This window comes from Chitinophagales bacterium (assembly GCA_020636535.1).
In the GTDB taxonomy this organism is placed as follows: domain Bacteria; phylum Bacteroidota; class Bacteroidia; order Chitinophagales; family JADIYW01; genus JADJSS01.
Genome location: JACJXT010000011.1, coordinates 1,215,916 through 1,232,063, shown reverse-complemented (window position 1 = coordinate 1,232,063; position 16,148 = coordinate 1,215,916). Strand labels below are relative to the sequence as shown.

At 27.9% G+C, this 16,148-nt stretch carries 17 protein-coding genes; 4 read left to right on the top strand and 13 right to left on the bottom strand.

Annotated features, from left to right (window positions below):
• Positions 1-803 precede the first annotated feature (803 nt).
• The 9 genes from H6553_05655 to H6553_05615 all read right to left on the bottom strand — a co-directional run bounded on the left by H6553_05655 (position 804) and on the right by H6553_05615 (position 8,245).
• Positions 804-1,439, bottom strand: a complete 636-nt coding sequence (locus H6553_05655; protein ID MCB9033302.1) for a hypothetical protein — start codon at positions 1,437-1,439, stop codon at positions 804-806.
• A gap of 4 nt (positions 1,440-1,443) precedes the next feature.
• Positions 1,444-1,935 (bottom strand): hypothetical protein, encoded by a 492-nt coding sequence (locus H6553_05650; protein MCB9033301.1) that lies wholly within the window; start codon positions 1,933-1,935, stop codon positions 1,444-1,446.
• Positions 1,936-2,010: 75 nt separating this feature from the next.
• Positions 2,011-2,661, bottom strand: a complete 651-nt coding sequence (locus H6553_05645) for a hypothetical protein (protein MCB9033300.1) — start codon at positions 2,659-2,661, stop codon at positions 2,011-2,013.
• Between the two features lie 74 nt (positions 2,662-2,735).
• Positions 2,736-3,803 (bottom strand): hypothetical protein, encoded by a 1,068-nt coding sequence (locus H6553_05640; protein ID MCB9033299.1) that lies wholly within the window; start codon positions 3,801-3,803, stop codon positions 2,736-2,738.
• 6 nt (positions 3,804-3,809) lie between these two features.
• Complete coding sequence (locus H6553_05635) at positions 3,810-4,847, bottom strand: hypothetical protein (GenBank protein MCB9033298.1); 1,038 nt, start codon at positions 4,845-4,847, stop codon at positions 3,810-3,812.
• Positions 4,848-4,851: 4 nt separating this feature from the next.
• Complete coding sequence (locus H6553_05630) at positions 4,852-5,328, bottom strand: T9SS type A sorting domain-containing protein (GenBank protein ID MCB9033297.1); 477 nt, start codon at positions 5,326-5,328, stop codon at positions 4,852-4,854.
• Between the two features lie 10 nt (positions 5,329-5,338).
• A complete protein-coding gene (locus H6553_05625; protein MCB9033296.1) occupies positions 5,339-6,967 on the bottom strand; it encodes a hypothetical protein in 1,629 nt (542 codons plus the stop codon).
• A gap of 138 nt (positions 6,968-7,105) precedes the next feature.
• The gene (locus tag H6553_05620; GenBank protein ID MCB9033295.1) at positions 7,106-7,549 is read right to left on the bottom strand and encodes a hypothetical protein; all 444 of its coding nucleotides are present in this window, start codon (positions 7,547-7,549) and stop codon (positions 7,106-7,108) included.
• 234 nt (positions 7,550-7,783) lie between these two features.
• Entirely contained in the window at positions 7,784-8,245 is a 462-nt protein-coding gene (locus tag H6553_05615; GenBank protein MCB9033294.1) for a hypothetical protein, read from the bottom strand.
• Between the two features lie 211 nt (positions 8,246-8,456).
• On the opposite strand from H6553_05615, the gene H6553_05610 reads away from it, so the two are divergent.
• The gene (locus H6553_05610) at positions 8,457-10,382 is read left to right on the top strand and encodes a HAMP domain-containing histidine kinase (GenBank protein MCB9033293.1); all 1,926 of its coding nucleotides are present in this window, start codon (positions 8,457-8,459) and stop codon (positions 10,380-10,382) included.
• 1 nt (position 10,383) lies between these two features.
• On the top strand, positions 10,384-11,025 hold the full coding sequence (locus H6553_05605) for a response regulator transcription factor (GenBank protein MCB9033292.1): 642 nt from the start codon (positions 10,384-10,386) through the stop codon (positions 11,023-11,025).
• Positions 11,026-11,555: 530 nt separating this feature from the next.
• Here H6553_05605 and H6553_05600 read toward each other — a convergent pair.
• Positions 11,556-12,947, bottom strand: a complete 1,392-nt coding sequence (locus H6553_05600; GenBank protein MCB9033291.1) for an MBL fold metallo-hydrolase — start codon at positions 12,945-12,947, stop codon at positions 11,556-11,558.
• A gap of 58 nt (positions 12,948-13,005) precedes the next feature.
• Here H6553_05600 and H6553_05595 point away from each other — a divergent pair, with 58 nt between their 5' ends.
• Positions 13,006-13,464, top strand: coding sequence for a hypothetical protein (locus tag H6553_05595; protein MCB9033290.1), 459 nt, complete (start codon positions 13,006-13,008; stop codon positions 13,462-13,464).
• Positions 13,465-13,469: 5 nt separating this feature from the next.
• Positions 13,470-13,694 carry a hypothetical protein gene (locus H6553_05590; GenBank protein ID MCB9033289.1) on the top strand — a complete coding sequence of 75 codons (225 nt, stop codon included), beginning with the start codon at positions 13,470-13,472 and terminating at the stop codon, positions 13,692-13,694.
• On the opposite strand, the gene H6553_05585 is transcribed toward H6553_05590, so the two are convergent.
• The 3 genes from H6553_05585 to tnpA all read right to left on the bottom strand — a co-directional run bounded on the left by H6553_05585 (position 13,686) and on the right by tnpA (position 16,081).
• The gene (locus tag H6553_05585; protein ID MCB9033288.1) at positions 13,686-14,741 is read right to left on the bottom strand and encodes a M20 family metallo-hydrolase; all 1,056 of its coding nucleotides are present in this window, start codon (positions 14,739-14,741) and stop codon (positions 13,686-13,688) included. The two genes, H6553_05590 and H6553_05585, sit on opposite strands and share 9 nt — an antisense overlap.
• The gene (gene argB, locus H6553_05580; GenBank protein ID MCB9033287.1) at positions 14,738-15,529 is read right to left on the bottom strand and encodes an acetylglutamate kinase; all 792 of its coding nucleotides are present in this window, start codon (positions 15,527-15,529) and stop codon (positions 14,738-14,740) included. Before argB ends, H6553_05585 begins: the two co-directional genes overlap by 4 nt.
• Positions 15,530-15,646: 117 nt before the next feature.
• Entirely contained in the window at positions 15,647-16,081 is a 435-nt protein-coding gene (gene tnpA / locus H6553_05575) for an IS200/IS605 family transposase (protein ID MCB9033286.1), read from the bottom strand.
• Between the last annotated feature and the right edge of the window lie 67 nt (positions 16,082-16,148).

Below are 16,148 nucleotides of genomic sequence, written 5' to 3'. Positions count from 1 at the left end.
TAAATATATTAAGATTTTATTTAATACAAGAGTACTATAATATTTGTTTCGTGAGACACGAAATATGGTGTAGCATCTCAATAATTTGTCATAACATAAAAAAACCAATATTGAATAAATTTATAGATTCCTTCTTTTGAAGGAATGATATTTTATATAGATTTGGCTATAGTTAAATAATATTTCTTTCGGTGAGGACACCGACCGATATCATTAAACGGTCAGTTTTTTTTGTAGTATTTAGGTAAATAGTAGTGAGTAATAAGACTTTTTGTTGTAAGATTTCTAGAATCAAGATTATTAGATATTAGACTTTGTTTACAATGCTATTACTCAATATTAATTATAAACTGCTACGCAGTTTTTGTGTTATTCTAGTATTGGCTAACATCAATATCCACTTTGTGAGATATTGATTTAAGTAAGTTGTCAAGTGGAAAACACTTGACATGACACAAAAGTATTGTTTCGTGAGACACGAAACAAGGCATAGATTTTAATTTTACTTTTTGTCTTGACACAAAAAGTAACAAAAAAGTCAAGAAAAAATGATCGCTCCACGCTTATTGCCTACGCTCAGCTGCCGCATTTTTTCTTCCTACGCTTCTTTAGCCAATAATTATTTTTTAATATTATTCATTAAAAGACAAACTATTTAATTATAGGAAAAATCATACACCTACGCAGTTTTTGTGTTATTCTAGTTGGGAAACATCAATATCCACTTTGTAGAACATTGATGTACAGAGCATATAAAAATATTGTCAAAGTTTAAAACTTTGACAATATTATCTATGATGTATTTATCTATAACCTGTTAATAAGCTACTAAAGTTAGATACTTTCCAAATGCCATTTTCTTTCTTTAAATGTAATGGTCGTGGTGAGTCTGCTCCTTGTGTGTAAATAAATATTTTAGCATATGTAGTTGTTGTATTTATTGGATCGGCATACATTTCGATAGTAATTGGTAGTGTTGGTGTATAGTTATTGCTTGGTGTTGCACCTTTCATATAAATATATGGTGTTTTTGGATAGCTTGAAATTTGTGTGCTGAGTGTACTTTTTCCGCCAGAAGTTAAATCGTAGCCATTGTAGCTGTCTGCACTTGATGAATTAATGAGTAGCGTAGTATGACAACAAGCTATTACATCTTTAATGCCTATACTTTTATTGGTTTGATAGCGTTGTAGAGCTGTTATAAAAATAGCTGTCATAGAAAACATAGAACTACCATATTCATCTATTAGACCTTGTGTTTCTGCTATTTGGTTTGGGACATCAATGTAAAAGATTTGTCGGACTGTATCTAATACATCGTTAGAACGAATTTTTAAATCGCGTGGTGTTGGTAATGGTGTAGTGTTTGTTGTATTGTTTTCTTTTGTGCAACTTACTATAGTTGCAATAATTACTAAGATTAAAATTGTATTTTTCATAGTTCTATGGTTTTTTTAATAATGGTTTTTTTAAATTATTATACATTTGATTTACTTCTTTTGCTTGTTGTGCATTGAAAAAAATAGGTTTTTCAAATAGTATTTGATAATTAAAATAATGGCTTGTTGGCTTAAGATTTAAAAAATAATCTCTTATTAATGTAATAAAAATTATATTTTGATTGAAACCTGTGATTCGTACTCTTGCTATTTTACTTTGATTTTTATTAGCTATATTATTTTGCCAACAGGTTTCCACTTCTTCTTGACTTGATTTATCATTATAAGTTATATTTAAGCGATATAAATCTAAAGTATCTCCTACTACAAAATTTAATTTACTATCGGCTAGTATCATAAAATTAATAGTGCTATTAAATTCATTACGATTTAATGTTCCTAGAAAGATGTCTTCATTGAGTTTGTTTCCTGCAAAACTTTGATGTACAAATAGTATCGTAGAAAAAAGCAAACTTAGTATTTTAATTGTTTTCATGATTTTTTGTTTTTAGTTGTTTCAGATTTCGCAGAGTCCTCTAAGAGAGACTCTGCGAGGAAAATGTTTACTTAGTTATTCTTCATATACAAAAACTAAATCTGGTACACCCATAAATTTATTATTAACTAATGAACTTGGTGTTGGATAACTTAAAGCATCTCCAACTTTTTCTACTGCATTTATATAAGTAACTTTATCATAAGTAATTGGATAGATTGGATCATAAACTCGTTCTCCGTTTTCTAATTTATAAATGTAAGGTTGTGTAGTTGTAGTATTATCTTCAAAGTTTTTATTATTAGTTGATAAAATATACTGTTTATTTGCTATAACATCAACTGCATCTATATTAGCATAATAAGTATTGTTAGCAGTTGGTGCATCTATAAGTATAGAACGAATAACAGATTGCGTAGTTACATCCCAAAGAGTAACTCTAAATTTACCTGCTTCACCAGCAAAAACACCTAATTGAGTAATTTTACCTGATGTAGTAAAGTACAACAGATTACCAGCTTCGTAACTACCTGCAACATGCATATTGGCAACTTGTTGTATTTCTTGTTTATCTGTCCATAAACTTTGAAATGGTTTTATAGTATAAGTTGTTGTTTCTGTTGGTTGAATTGGTTGGTTTTCTTCTGGTGTTACTTCGTTATCTTTAGTACAGCTTAGTACAAGAAAGAAAGATAAACACATTGCGATTTTAATAATTGTTTTCATAATTTTTGTTTTAATTGTTTTGTAATAGTTTAAAGTTGAATGTTTTTGATTGGATATACCATAGTGATTTTTCGCTATTTTTGTAGTAGTAAATCTTTTCTGTTGAGCTTTTCTGCACAGAAATTATAATTGTCTATTAGATAATTATAAGTAGCAATATCTCCAGCATTTTTAAATAGATATGCATATTTTACAAATGTACCTATATAAATAAAAGCACTTAAATAATCTTGTTGTTGAATATAATAATCAGCATAAGTAATATATATATAATTAATTGGTATTCTTAAATATTTTCCTGCAATACTCAATTTATCAAAATAGTGTATGTAGTTTTCTGCTGTTTTTATATCTTTATTTTGTAGTGCTTTTTGTGCATTTATAATGAATGGAAAAGCTATTGCTGTGTAGTAGTCATAATTGTCGTAATCGTAAGCAATTAAATTATTATCTATAATAAATTGTGCATAGTTATTAAAAAAAGTAAGTTCAAAATTTGAATAATTACTATTAACATCATGTAGTTTATTAAGGTTAAATGTTTTTATTTGTGATATATATCTACAAATTAAATTTAAAACTTCTGCTTTGAGTTTTATTTTATTATCTATTTGAATTTTATCTACATACTGTATTAGTTTTTCAAGTATTTGCACTTCATATTGGTCAACATAAGTACTAGTATCTTTTGCTGTTAAACAATTAATATAATATTCAAAAAAATCGAATAATGCTTCTTCATTAAATAGGTCATCTTGATTTAAATGGTCTAGTAAAACAAAATTTCTATCTAAAATTAATAATGCATTTTTATAGTTTTTGTTAATGATAGATAGATTTCCTAAATCTATTTGTAGTTGAAACATATAATCTTTGTATTCAGCAATTGAATTTACTTCATCTACAAATATGCAAGTTTTATATGTTTTATTGTAAAGTATTAATAGTGAATCGTAGTTTAAATAATTTTGGTTTGCATAAACACCTTTGTAGTATTCTGGAAAATCTGGATCGTTGTGTGCTAAATTATACAACACTTCTTCATGAAGTAGACCTATCTTTGCAAAGCAATCGTTATACGAATTTTCTTCTGCATAAGTATTTATACAAATCAAGCTAAATAGTAAGCATAAGTATTTCATAATATTTTATTTATTAGTGATTAAATCCTTTCTGTTGAGCTTTTCTACACAGAGATTGTAATTGCTAAAAATGTAGTTTTTAATTAAATCTAACTCGTATTTTTCTGCATCGAAATAATTAAAATACAATATAATTTGACTTAAAAATGAATATGCTTTTAAATAATCTTTTTGTTGTAAATAATATTCGATTTGAAATAAGTAAACAGAAGTGATTGCTGGAAACATATAAGGTAAACCAACACAAATTTCGTTTAATGGTTGAATATATTGAGCAACACTATCTAATGAATTGTTTTGTATTTTATTAAAAGCACTATAAACCAAAGTATATACTAGTACTTCTTTATAAGATAAATCGACAGAAGTATATTCATAAATTTTATTTTTAATAATATACATTGCATAATCATCTAATAAAAGCATATCATCATTACTAAATACTGATTTTATATTCATTAATTTAGAAAAAGGAACGCTTGTTGGTAATTTCATATTGACACATGACAAACCAACATCTGTAAAAATGCTATTATCTGTATAGTTTTTTGCATTGATATACATTGTATTAATCATATAATTTACATCTGCATTTGTATTATACATTTTAAGTAAATCAATGGCATTATTTTGTATAGTAAAAATTTCTTTTTTTTCATCTTCAGTTAATGCTATATCATTATTAATTAGTCTATAATTATCTAAAGTATTGGTAATAAATTGTTCAGCTTCACCAAATCGTTCTGCTTCTAATGCCAAATTAGCTAAATAGAGTTGCGACCAAAATAAGTGTCTGGCAAAAAGTTTATCGTTTTTACATATGTCGCCATAATTACAATTATCTATAATAGTAATGTATTGATCTCGCAACTCGTAATAGTCGTAATCACTTTTATTTTCTTCATAAATATTGCTTATGCCATCAATATCAGACAGTTCGTTATAAAGTGTTGCCATTTGTTTTTCGCACACTTGATTTTCTTCTGCTTGAATTACAAATTGAGTACTCAACAAAATCATAACTAATAAAAATATATTTTTCATAATTTTATTGTTTAATAATTTTTGCAGTTGCTAGTGCTTGGTTTTTATCATCGACTACTTGTATAATATAAGTACCAACAGACCAATGACTAACTTCTATTTGTTGTTGAGTGGCATTTAATAATGCTGTTTGGTAAATTAATTTTCCACTAATATCATATACATTGGTTTTGTATTGAATTAGTTTATCACTCTTCAAATTAATTTGTACACTGTTTACTGCTGGATTTGGAAACACACTAATAGTCGCATCACTATAAAAGTTTTTAATAAAACTAGCAATATCTGTCAATTTTGTTTGATGAAAACCTTGTGTCATTATAATATTACTAGTAGTATAAGTAGTAATAATAGGTTCGCCAATAGTAAAACTCATGCTATAATTGGTATTGCTATAATGATTTCCAGTTGTAGCAATTACTTCTTGTGTGTAAGCTTTAATAGTAAATAAAAATATGATTATAAATAGTATATTTTTCATGTTTTTTAGTTTAATATAGGATAAAATTAAATTCAGAATCTACTTTCAAATTTGTAAATATATCATATATATAAATAGTTATATAGTCTGCACTATTAGAAACGGATGCAATTGTTCCTTCTGTTTTTGTAGTTACCATGCAGTTATATATATTCATATTTTCTGAATCTATACTTAATCTATAAGTGCCAGTACTGACCTTAGTACCAACAACAGGTTTAGAAACATAGAATGCTCCTGCAAAACCAGTTGCATCTACTTTACCTTGAACTTTAGTTTTCAATCCAGCATTTGATTCATTAGAAAATAGCATCCATTGATTGCCTGTATATATTAAACCAATTATTCCAGTTCCATTAGCTAAATTTTGCATAGTAATAATAGTATCTCCTAAATAAGTAGTTCCATCTTTTCGTAAAGCTTTACCGTTCGATGAAATTTTAGTTGCAGAAGCAGAGGAAGTTAAATATACAATTCTACCTATTGTTGGATCTGAAGGCAGTGCTACTGTACTTGTAGTACCATTTAAGTATACAATTTGATTGACATCATCTAACTCAGGATAACTTGGATCTAAATTTATTTGTCTATAAATAAAAGATGATATACCAGACATATCTACATTATTTCCGTCACTTATACTTAAGGTATTTCCACTTAGTGCAAGTGTTTGATCATCAGTTAAATCGCCTACCACTTGTAATGGACTTGCTGTTGTTCCATTTCCACTTAGTGTTGTATTGTGTTGTACTGTTTGACTACCCCAATTATCCGCAGAAGATGGAATGGTAACACTATTTCCATTAACAATACTCAACTGACCAGATACGCTATTATACGAAAGCGTTTGATTATCGATACTACTTAAATTTGCAGTATTACCATTACTTATAGTTAAATTATCGCCACTTAATGTAAGTATTTGATTATCTATACTATTTAAATTAACTGAATTTCCTCCGCTAATAGATAAGTTATTCCCACTCAATGAAAGTGTTTGGTCGTCGGTTAAATCGCCTACCACTTGTAATGGACTTGCTGTTGTTCCGTTTCCACTTAGTGTTGTATTGTGTTGTACGGTTTGTGTTCCCCAATTATCACCACCAGAAGTTGTTGGTAATGTAACAGAATTTCCGTTGCTAATACTTAATACTCCAGTTGAATTATTGAAAGATAAATCTTGTAATTCATTTGTTGGATTGGCATCTGCATCGTTTACATTATCTATTGCTACAGTTTTGGCATGTAATGCATAAGGAACTGATAATAACTGTTGCACGCCCATTACTGTAAAATTGTTTCCACCAGTAGCATCTAATTCTGTTTTAACAAAATAGATGTCGTTTCCCCAATTAATGTTAGCAAAGTTGCCACTTACAACACTACCATCTCCAATATTTAAATTGACTAACCCAAAAGCATTAGTTGTTTTATTATGTGTTTCTGAATAAACAGTAGTTCCATTTGATTCTCCTTTTAGTATACTTATTTTTAAGCTTATACTTTGATTAGCTAATGGATTACCTGTGTTATCTCTTATTACAGTTTGATAAGAGAATGATTGTGGTGTTTGTGCTACAATAGTTGTAGTAATTAATAATACCACTAAAAAGAAACTTGTTTTTAAAATTGTTTTCATAATTTTTTGTTTAAATTTATAATAGTATAAAGCTTATAAATGCTATACGACTTTACCATAGTAATTTTTCGCTAATTTTACTTTTTACGCTTCTTTATGTCGGTAAAAAATATTTTATATTATCTTATATTTGAATATTTATTTTCTAAAGGAATAGCGTTTGGTAGTAATACCACTCACCTCATTGATGATAAATTCGTCGCTACCTTTGTTTACAAATTCTATTGTAAATGCTTTTGTATTATATGTACTACCACTATATTGTAGCTTTAGTTTGTCTGGTCGTAAGAACTGAAAAAAGCCATAATATTCTACGAACAATGTTCCGTGATGATAAAAAGATTCTATAAAAATATCATCATATTCATCTGTAGCATAGTTTTTTACATTATCAAATGTTAGCGTATAGTTATGGTAAACTGAGTCAAACTCTTGTGTTTTGTCTACTCCATTTTCTTCATATTTTTGAAGATACCAAGTGTGCATAAACTCATTTTTAAAAATGATGTTTTCTTTTTTACAAGCATTTAGTAGTAAAGTACATGCAAAAAGTAGTAGCGTAATTTTAATTATATTTTTCATGATTTTTTTGTTTTTATTTATTGATTAATAATTTAAAGTTGATTGTTTTTAAATAAATATTCCATAGTATTTTTTCGCTAATTTTTATAAAAAGCAGTCCTAAAAATATTTTAGAACATTAATAAGACTACTCACCAAAAACTATGAAAATTTATCTATAGAAATAATATAATTTAAAAAAGAGAGGCATTATATAATACCTCTCAAAAAAGGTTGATACATAAAGAACTCTTGTTATTTTTCTACCATTGCTGTTGCTAGTACCTCATAGTTAGTATCTACAATTTGAATGAGATAAGTACCTTTGTCCCAATTTTTAGTACATAGCTTTGCATTTAAATTATCAGTTGCTGGTAATTGAGATAGTACAGCTCCATTAGCATCCATAATTTTAGTAATGTAATGGTTTAGTTGATTGCCTTTAATATCAATACCTACATTTTGGTCTAAAGTATTTACATAAAACTGAATACTTGTTTCGTTGTAATTCTTTGCGATAAAATTTTTGTACGATTGTTCTTTATTACTAAAATCAATAGTAGATTTTAATAACGACGCATCAGCTATATCATAAATGGTTACCATTTGATTTTGATACGAACTGTTGTTGTGTTGTGCTTGATAAAAAGCAAAGTTGTCTTGTGCGTAGCTAGCAAAACCTAGTAAGCTAACTAAAATGAATGTGATTGTTTTCATAATGTTTTTGTTTTTGTTAATGTAAAGGTATAATGATGCTTCTTTTTGTACCATAGTGATTTTTCACTATAATTTTTTTAACTCAATAAAAAAAGGTAAATTTATCATATCAAAACTATGAATATTGAAATCTTTGAAGTTAAACTACATATGGTTTTTACTTTTTTGTTTATTTAGTTCACAATTAAATGCTAATACTACAATTGATAGCTTGAATAAAGTTATTCGGCAAAGTAAATCAACAGATAAGAAAATTGATGCACAATTAAAGTTAGCAGAGCTGTATTGGAAATATAATCCTGATTCTTCTATTATTATTATAAATAATATTTTTAAAATCAATAAATTAAAGCAAAATTCATTTCAAAATTGTGTAGCACTTAGAACTAAAGGTCTCGCTTTTGTATCGTTAGAGAAACAAGATTCTGCTTTAGTATATTTTAATAGAGCACTTGATATTGCTTATGCAATTAATGACCATTTAAAAATTACCAGTATTTTAGGTGATCTTGGTTTAACCTATTCTGATTTAAGTGCCTATAAGTTATCTAGCAAATACTTATTAGATGCTATAAAATATTACGAACAACATAAAGACAGTATAAATGCAGAAGTGCTGCCTTATTTTTATAATAGTTTAAGTATTAACTATGCTAATTTAAAACAATACGAAACTTCTAATAAATATATTAAAAAAGGTTTAGCTGTTGCTAGTATTCCTTCTATAAAAAGTAGTCTATTAAATAATTTGTCTATAAATTATTTAGAAAGCAAAGATTATTCAAATGCAAAAAAATACTTTGATAAAAGTATGACCTTAGACAAAAAAAGTGATTTTACTTATAAATTAAATAACACTTATATTAGTTATGCTAACTTTTTAGCAGAAACCAATCAAATAAATTTAGCGAATCAATATATTGACTCGGCTATTAATTATTTTAGATCTATTAATGATGATTTTGCTTTAGCTTATTGCTACGATATTAAAGGCAATATTTATAGAGTTAAAAAAGAGTTTTCTACTGCTGAACAATATTTATTAAAATGTAAGAATGCATTAGAAGCTTTTGAAGATTATGATGGATTAAAAGACAATCTATACAATTTATATTTATTGAATAATGACAAAGAAAACTATAAATTAAGTTTGGAGTATTATAAAAGATACAAAACCATAGAAGACTCTATTGCCAATGCTGCATTAGCTTCTGACATTTATTACTTAGATGAATACTATGAAACAGAAAAAAAAGAAACACAAATTAATTTATTAGAAAAAGACAACCTATTAAAACAAAGTAAGTTAAAACGCAATATGATTATTTTAATTGCTATTGCATTACTTTCTTTACTACTTCTATATCTAGTAAATGTACTTAGAAAAAGCAATCAATTTAAAACAGAGACCAATGCTATACTACAAGAAAAAAATCAACAATTAAAAACACTTAATGCTACAAAAGACAAACTCTTTTCTATAGTAGCTCACGATTTAAAAAATCCATTGTCTGCTTTTAGAAATATCACTAATGCATTACAAAAACAAATATTCAATTTATCTAAAGAAGAAATTAATGAATTTCTGCTTACAATAAATGATTCCTCTAACAAACTATTTGAACTACTACAAAATATGCTAAAATGGTCTTTATCGCAAACCAATAATATAAAAGTTAATCTTCAAGAACAAGCAATTTTACCTATAAGTCAAAAAGCAGTTGATGCACTTCAATACAATGCAGCAGAAAAGAACATTACTATCAATAATACTATTGACAATACCATACAAGCCAATATAGATGATAATATAATTGAAACTATTATACGAAATTATATATCTAATGCTATAAAGTTTACACCAAACAATGGTACTATTTTATTATATTCTGAAATTTTAAATGATAAAAAAATTAAAGTTGGTGTAAAAGACAATGGAATTGGTATTAGTGAAAATGACCAACAAAAAATTTTTAATATAGAAGCAGATACTAGCACTGTTGGTAATTCTAGCGAAAAAGGTACTGGTTTAGGTTTGATTTTATGTAAAGAGCTAGCAGAAAAAATGAACGCTAATGTTGGTTTTAACAGTGAGATAAAACAAGGTAGCGATTTTTATATTATTTTCAATATGTAATATGTATAGTGTAATTATTGTTGAAGACCATAAAATTGTAGCACAAGGAATTAAAGCATTGCTTTTAGGTAGCCAATACAAAGTTATAGCAATGGTTAGTGATTTGATGGCTTTAGAAGATGCATTAAACAATAATGAAATACATATTATATTATTAGATATTCGTTTAGGTGGTGATTCTGGTATTTATATTGCTAAACAAATTAAAAAAGACAATCTAAGTATAAAAATTATAGGACTCTCCTCTTCTACTGATGATCATACGCTTGCACAATGTACTAAAATTGGTTTCGATGGTTTTGTAAGCAAATCTTCTTCTAACGATGAATTACTGATTGCTATAGCAACTGTATTAAATCATCAATCTTATTTTTCTAGTGATATTGTAGCACAAATACAAAATATTAAAGCAGAACAAGATATCAATCCGAATTTATATAAAGACAAAATACTTACTGATAGAGAATTAGAAATAGTACGACTGTTTGCAGAAGGTATGTCGTACAAAGAAATTGCCAATACGCTTAATCTATCTACGAGTACAGTAGACACTCACAAATACAAAATCTTTGATAAACTAGGTGTTAGCACAACTCTGGATATAGTAAAATATGCTATAAAGAATAATTTAATAGATTTTTAGAAGAAAGTACTTGTTGTTTTTCTTCTCCGTGTAATAAAGAAAATTGCTTGAATATACCTAAGTATTAGAAACTTATTGTGAAAAATTTTACTTCATATTTGTTTCGTGAGACACGAACCATGGCATAAATATAGTAAAATATGCTATAAAAAATAATTTAATAGATTTTTAGAAGAAAGTACTTGTTGTTTTTCTTCGCCGTGTAATAAAGAAAATTGCTTGAATATACCTAAGCATTAGAAATTTATTACGAAAATTTTTACTTCATATTTGTTTCGTGAGACACGAACCATGGCATAAATATAGTAAAATATGCTATAAAAATAATTTAATAGATTTTTAGAAGAAAGTACTTGTCTTTTTTCTTCTCCATGCACTAAGAAAAATTGCTTGAATATACCTAAGCATTAGAAATTTATTACGAAAATTTTTACTTCATATTTGTTTCGTGAGACACGAACCATGGCATAAATATAGTAAAATATACTATAAAAAATAATTTAATAGATTTTTAGAAGGAAGACTGTAATTTACTCAATAACAAAACTCTCTCCTAGCTCTGGAATAACAATATCGTGATATCCTTGTTCTTCTAAAATGTTTTTCAATCGTACTTGTCGTTTTTCTTCGCCATGCACTAAGAAAAATTGCTTCATGCTACTTTTATTTTGACTTTCAAAAAATCGTAGTAGTTCTGGTGTATCTGCATGTGCACTCATACTACCTAAAACTTCAATTCTAGCATTTACCTTTTTTAATATACCAAAAATTTTAACTTCATCTGGCTTTTTCACCAACTTAGCTCCTAGTGTATTTTCGGCACAATAACCCACTATTAAAATAGTATTGTTTGCATTCTCTATTTGATGAAATATATGATGCTTCACTCTACCAGCTTCTGCCATTCCTGATGCTGCTATGATAATACAAGCTTCATCTGACTGATTAATTGCTTTAGATCGTTCGCTATTTTTTACATATTTCATATTGTTCCAACCAAATGGATTATCATCGTGCAACATATATTTGTGCATATCATCGTCCATACATTCTGGATGTATTCTAAAAATTTCTGTAGCATTTATTGCCAACGGACTATCTACATACACTGGAATATTAGGCAAAATACCATCGTGTTCTAATTGATCTAATCGATGTAAAATTTCTTGTGTTCTTCCTACACTAAAAGCTGGAATAATTAATTTCCCTTTATTATCTATACATGTTTCATATATAATTTTTACTAGCTTATCATTTTCTACCGGACTTTCTTCATGTGTTACACCACCATAAGTCGACTCAGAAATAAGATAATCGCAAATTGGCATTGGTGTTGGATCTTTTAAAATAGGTCTGTCGTATCGTCCAACATCTCCAGTAAAACCAATTCTTATATTTTTATTTTCAGTTTCAATATCTAGTGTAACTGTAGCACTTCCTAAAATATGACCTGCATCTCTAAAACAAACTTTTACATTATTTTCTATATAAAAATGTTTATCATATTCTACAGTTCTAAATAGTTTTAAGGTTAGCTTCACATCATCTTCTGTATACAATGGTTTTATTTCTTTGTGTTCTCTTTTCGATTGCTGTCTAGCTTCACTTTCTTGAATAAAAGCACTATCTAACAACATAATAGCACATAAATCTCGTGTAGCAGAAGTACAGTAAATTTTTCCTCTAAAACCATCTTTTACCAATTTTGGAATTCTGCCAGAATGATCGATGTGTGCATGAGACAATATAATGGTATCAATTTCCGCAGGATTAAAATACCATATACTATTAAAATCTCTCATTTCAATTGAACTTCCTTGATATAAACCACAATCTAATAATATTTTTTTACCATTATCTAGCGTTAATAAATGACAACTACCTGTTACTGTTTTAGCTGCTCCACAAAATTGTATCTGCATATTCTTGTTTTAATTGCAATTAAAGTATTAAATTTATAACGAATTTAAAAAGATTTTTATGATTGAGGAATTATTTAAGAATATAGAGTCTACTATACAACAGCAAGTACAAGATAAATTTGGATTGAACAGCGACCAAACTACGCAAAGTGTTAATGTTTTGTTTGATAATTTTAGAAACTTCTTTAAAGATGATATTTTAAAAGGCAACATTGCTAATGTAACCGATTTGCTTAGCAATGGCATTCAAAGTATAAAAGATAATCCTAAAATAAATAATTTAAAAGAAAATTTATTTAACGATTTACAAACTAAAGTTGGATTGCCAGAAGATGTTGCTAGCAAACTAAAAGACTTTCAGGTAAATTCTTTATTTGATAATTTACAAAAAGAATTAACTGATGAAAATGGCAATTTCGATTTTCAGAAAATTATGCAAAAAATAGACCTCAACGATTTACAAGAAAAAGCCAAAGACTTATTTGGCAATTTTGGCAATTTGTTTGGTGGAAAGTAAATAGCATGAGTTGTTACTGTGATAGCTTTGATAGTGGTGGTGGTTTCGTAAATAGATTTCCTACGAATTTAGAAAACGAAGGTAAAATTACCATTGACAAAAGAGTAGTTTACGAGCAAGAATATTATACCAAATACTACATTTCTTGCACTAATTGTGGTAGTCAATTTGAAGTAATTGATGATATTGGCTATCATTATCCAATATATTGTTGGAAAAAATTAAAGTAATTGCTCTAAGAGTTTAGTGTATATTTTTAATCCTTGTTTGATTTCTGCAAACTCAATATATTCATCAGCGGTATGTGATCTTTCTGATTTTCCTGGACCAATTTTTACACTTGGAATACTTAATAGTGCTTGATCTGACAAAGTAGAAGAGCCAAATTTTTCTATGGCTAATTTATCTGCTGCAACTGCAATTGGATGATCTTCTGCTATTGCTGATGGATTTAATCTAGTAGAACGAGGTTTTATTTCTGCTTTTAAATTTCCAGTTAAAATTTCTAAAATTTGCTCATGTGTATACTCAGGAATTGAACGAATATCAATTACATAGTTACAAGTATCTGGAATAACATTGTGTTGTGTGCCTGCATTAATTTGTGTAACCGTCATTTTTATAGGTCCTAATACTGAATTTATCTTTTTAAATTGATAATTCTGAATCCAATCTAAATCAGTCATTGTTTTATAAATTGCATTAATGCCTTCATTTCTTGCAGCGTGACCAGATTTTCCTTTTACTACTGCATCAATTACCATTAAACCTTTTTCTGCTACAGCCATTTTCATTTCTGTTGGCTCACCTACTATGGCAAAGCTACACGACTTTATTACTTCTTCTAATAATGCAACACCATTAGCACCAGAAATTTCTTCTTCGGCAGTAGCTGCAAATATTAAATTGTATTTTAAATCTTCTTTGTCGTAAAAATGTAAAAATGTACCTAGCAAACAAACTAAAGCAGCACCAGCATCATTACTACCTAAGCCATACAATTTTTCTTTAGTACTAGTCGCTTTATGTGGATTTTTTTTCCAAGTACTTACTGGTTTTACTGTATCAATATGAGAGTTTAGTAGAATTGTAGGTTTAGATACATCAAAGTGTTTGTTTTTGCTCCAAGTATTATTTTCAGAAGTTTCAAAAGCAATTTTATTTTGTTTTAGAAAGTCTCTAACGATTTTAGCAGCCACTTTTTCTTCTTTACTATAAGAAGGTGTTTCTATAAGTGATTTGAGTAGGTTGATAATATGTTCTTCGTTTACATTCATGCCTTTGAAAATGTTGTGCCAAAAATAGCATTATCCTCGTTAACTAAAAATAAATCGTGTGCATTACACAGAATAATTTTTTGCACACCATTGTTGATAGCTTTTTCTATGTTTTTTACTTTGGGAATCATGCCATCTGTAATAATCTGTTTGTCAATCAATTCCTCTATTTCACTTAAAGTAATATTTGAGATGATGCTTTCATCATTAGCTACATCGTAAAGCAATCCTTTTTTTTCAAAACAATAAAACAAACTCACTTGATATTGATTGGATAATGCAATTGCAATAGAAGAAGCAATGGTATCTGCATTGGTATTGAGTAGCTGTCCTTGTTTATTATGCGTAATTGGAGCAATTACTGGAACTATATTTTGAGTCAATAAATCATTCAAAAAATTACTATTAACAATATCTATATCTCCAACATAACCATAATCAATACTTGCATTTTCTCTTTTGTGAGCTTGTATTAGATTAGCATCAGCACCAGTTAATCCAATTGCATTATTTTGTTGTGCTTGTAGTGTTGCTACTATATTTTTATTGATTAATCCAGCATATACCATAGTTACTACTTTTAGTGTTGCTGCATCGGTAATTCTTCTGCCATCTACTAATTGACTTGCAATATTGAGTTGCTTTGCCATAGCAGTAGCTAGCTTTCCTCCACCATGAATTAGTATTTTTGGATTTGGAATAGTGCTAAACACTTGTAAAAACTGTTGTAATTGAGTTTCGTCATCTATTACATTACCACCAATTTTTACTACAGTCAGTTTTTGCATGTACAAATATAAATATTTTATTGATTTTAACTGATGATAAAAATCAAATAAACCACTATGGACTAAAAGTCCATAGTTTTGTTACGGACTGAAAGTCCTATTTCGGACAGTACTTCTCTATTCAATTATAAAATTATCATTTGAGTTCGTATTTGGATTCCTATGATGTTCTAAATATTCATTTACCATTTCATCTGTTATATTACCTGTACTCCAGCAACCATAACCTATTGCCCAAAAATGACGACCCCAATATCTCTTCTTTAACTCTGGAAACTCTATCTGTATTTTTCGTGAACTGCGTCCTTTCAATAATTTTACCATGCTACTTATTGATTGTGATGGACGATATTCTATATGCATATGAATATGATCTTTGGATACTACTCCTTTCAATATTACAATATCTTCTGCTTCACATATTTGCATCAAAAGACTTCTACACCTTACTTTTATATCTCCTTCCAATACTGCATATCTATATTTTGTAGCCCAAACAATATGTACTGTAAGCCGTGATATGCTATGACCATTGACCCTTTGGTATTCCATACTACAAAAGTAAACATTTTTAGAAGCTAAAGCGAAATGCACTAAAGTGCATAGTTTTAACTATTTT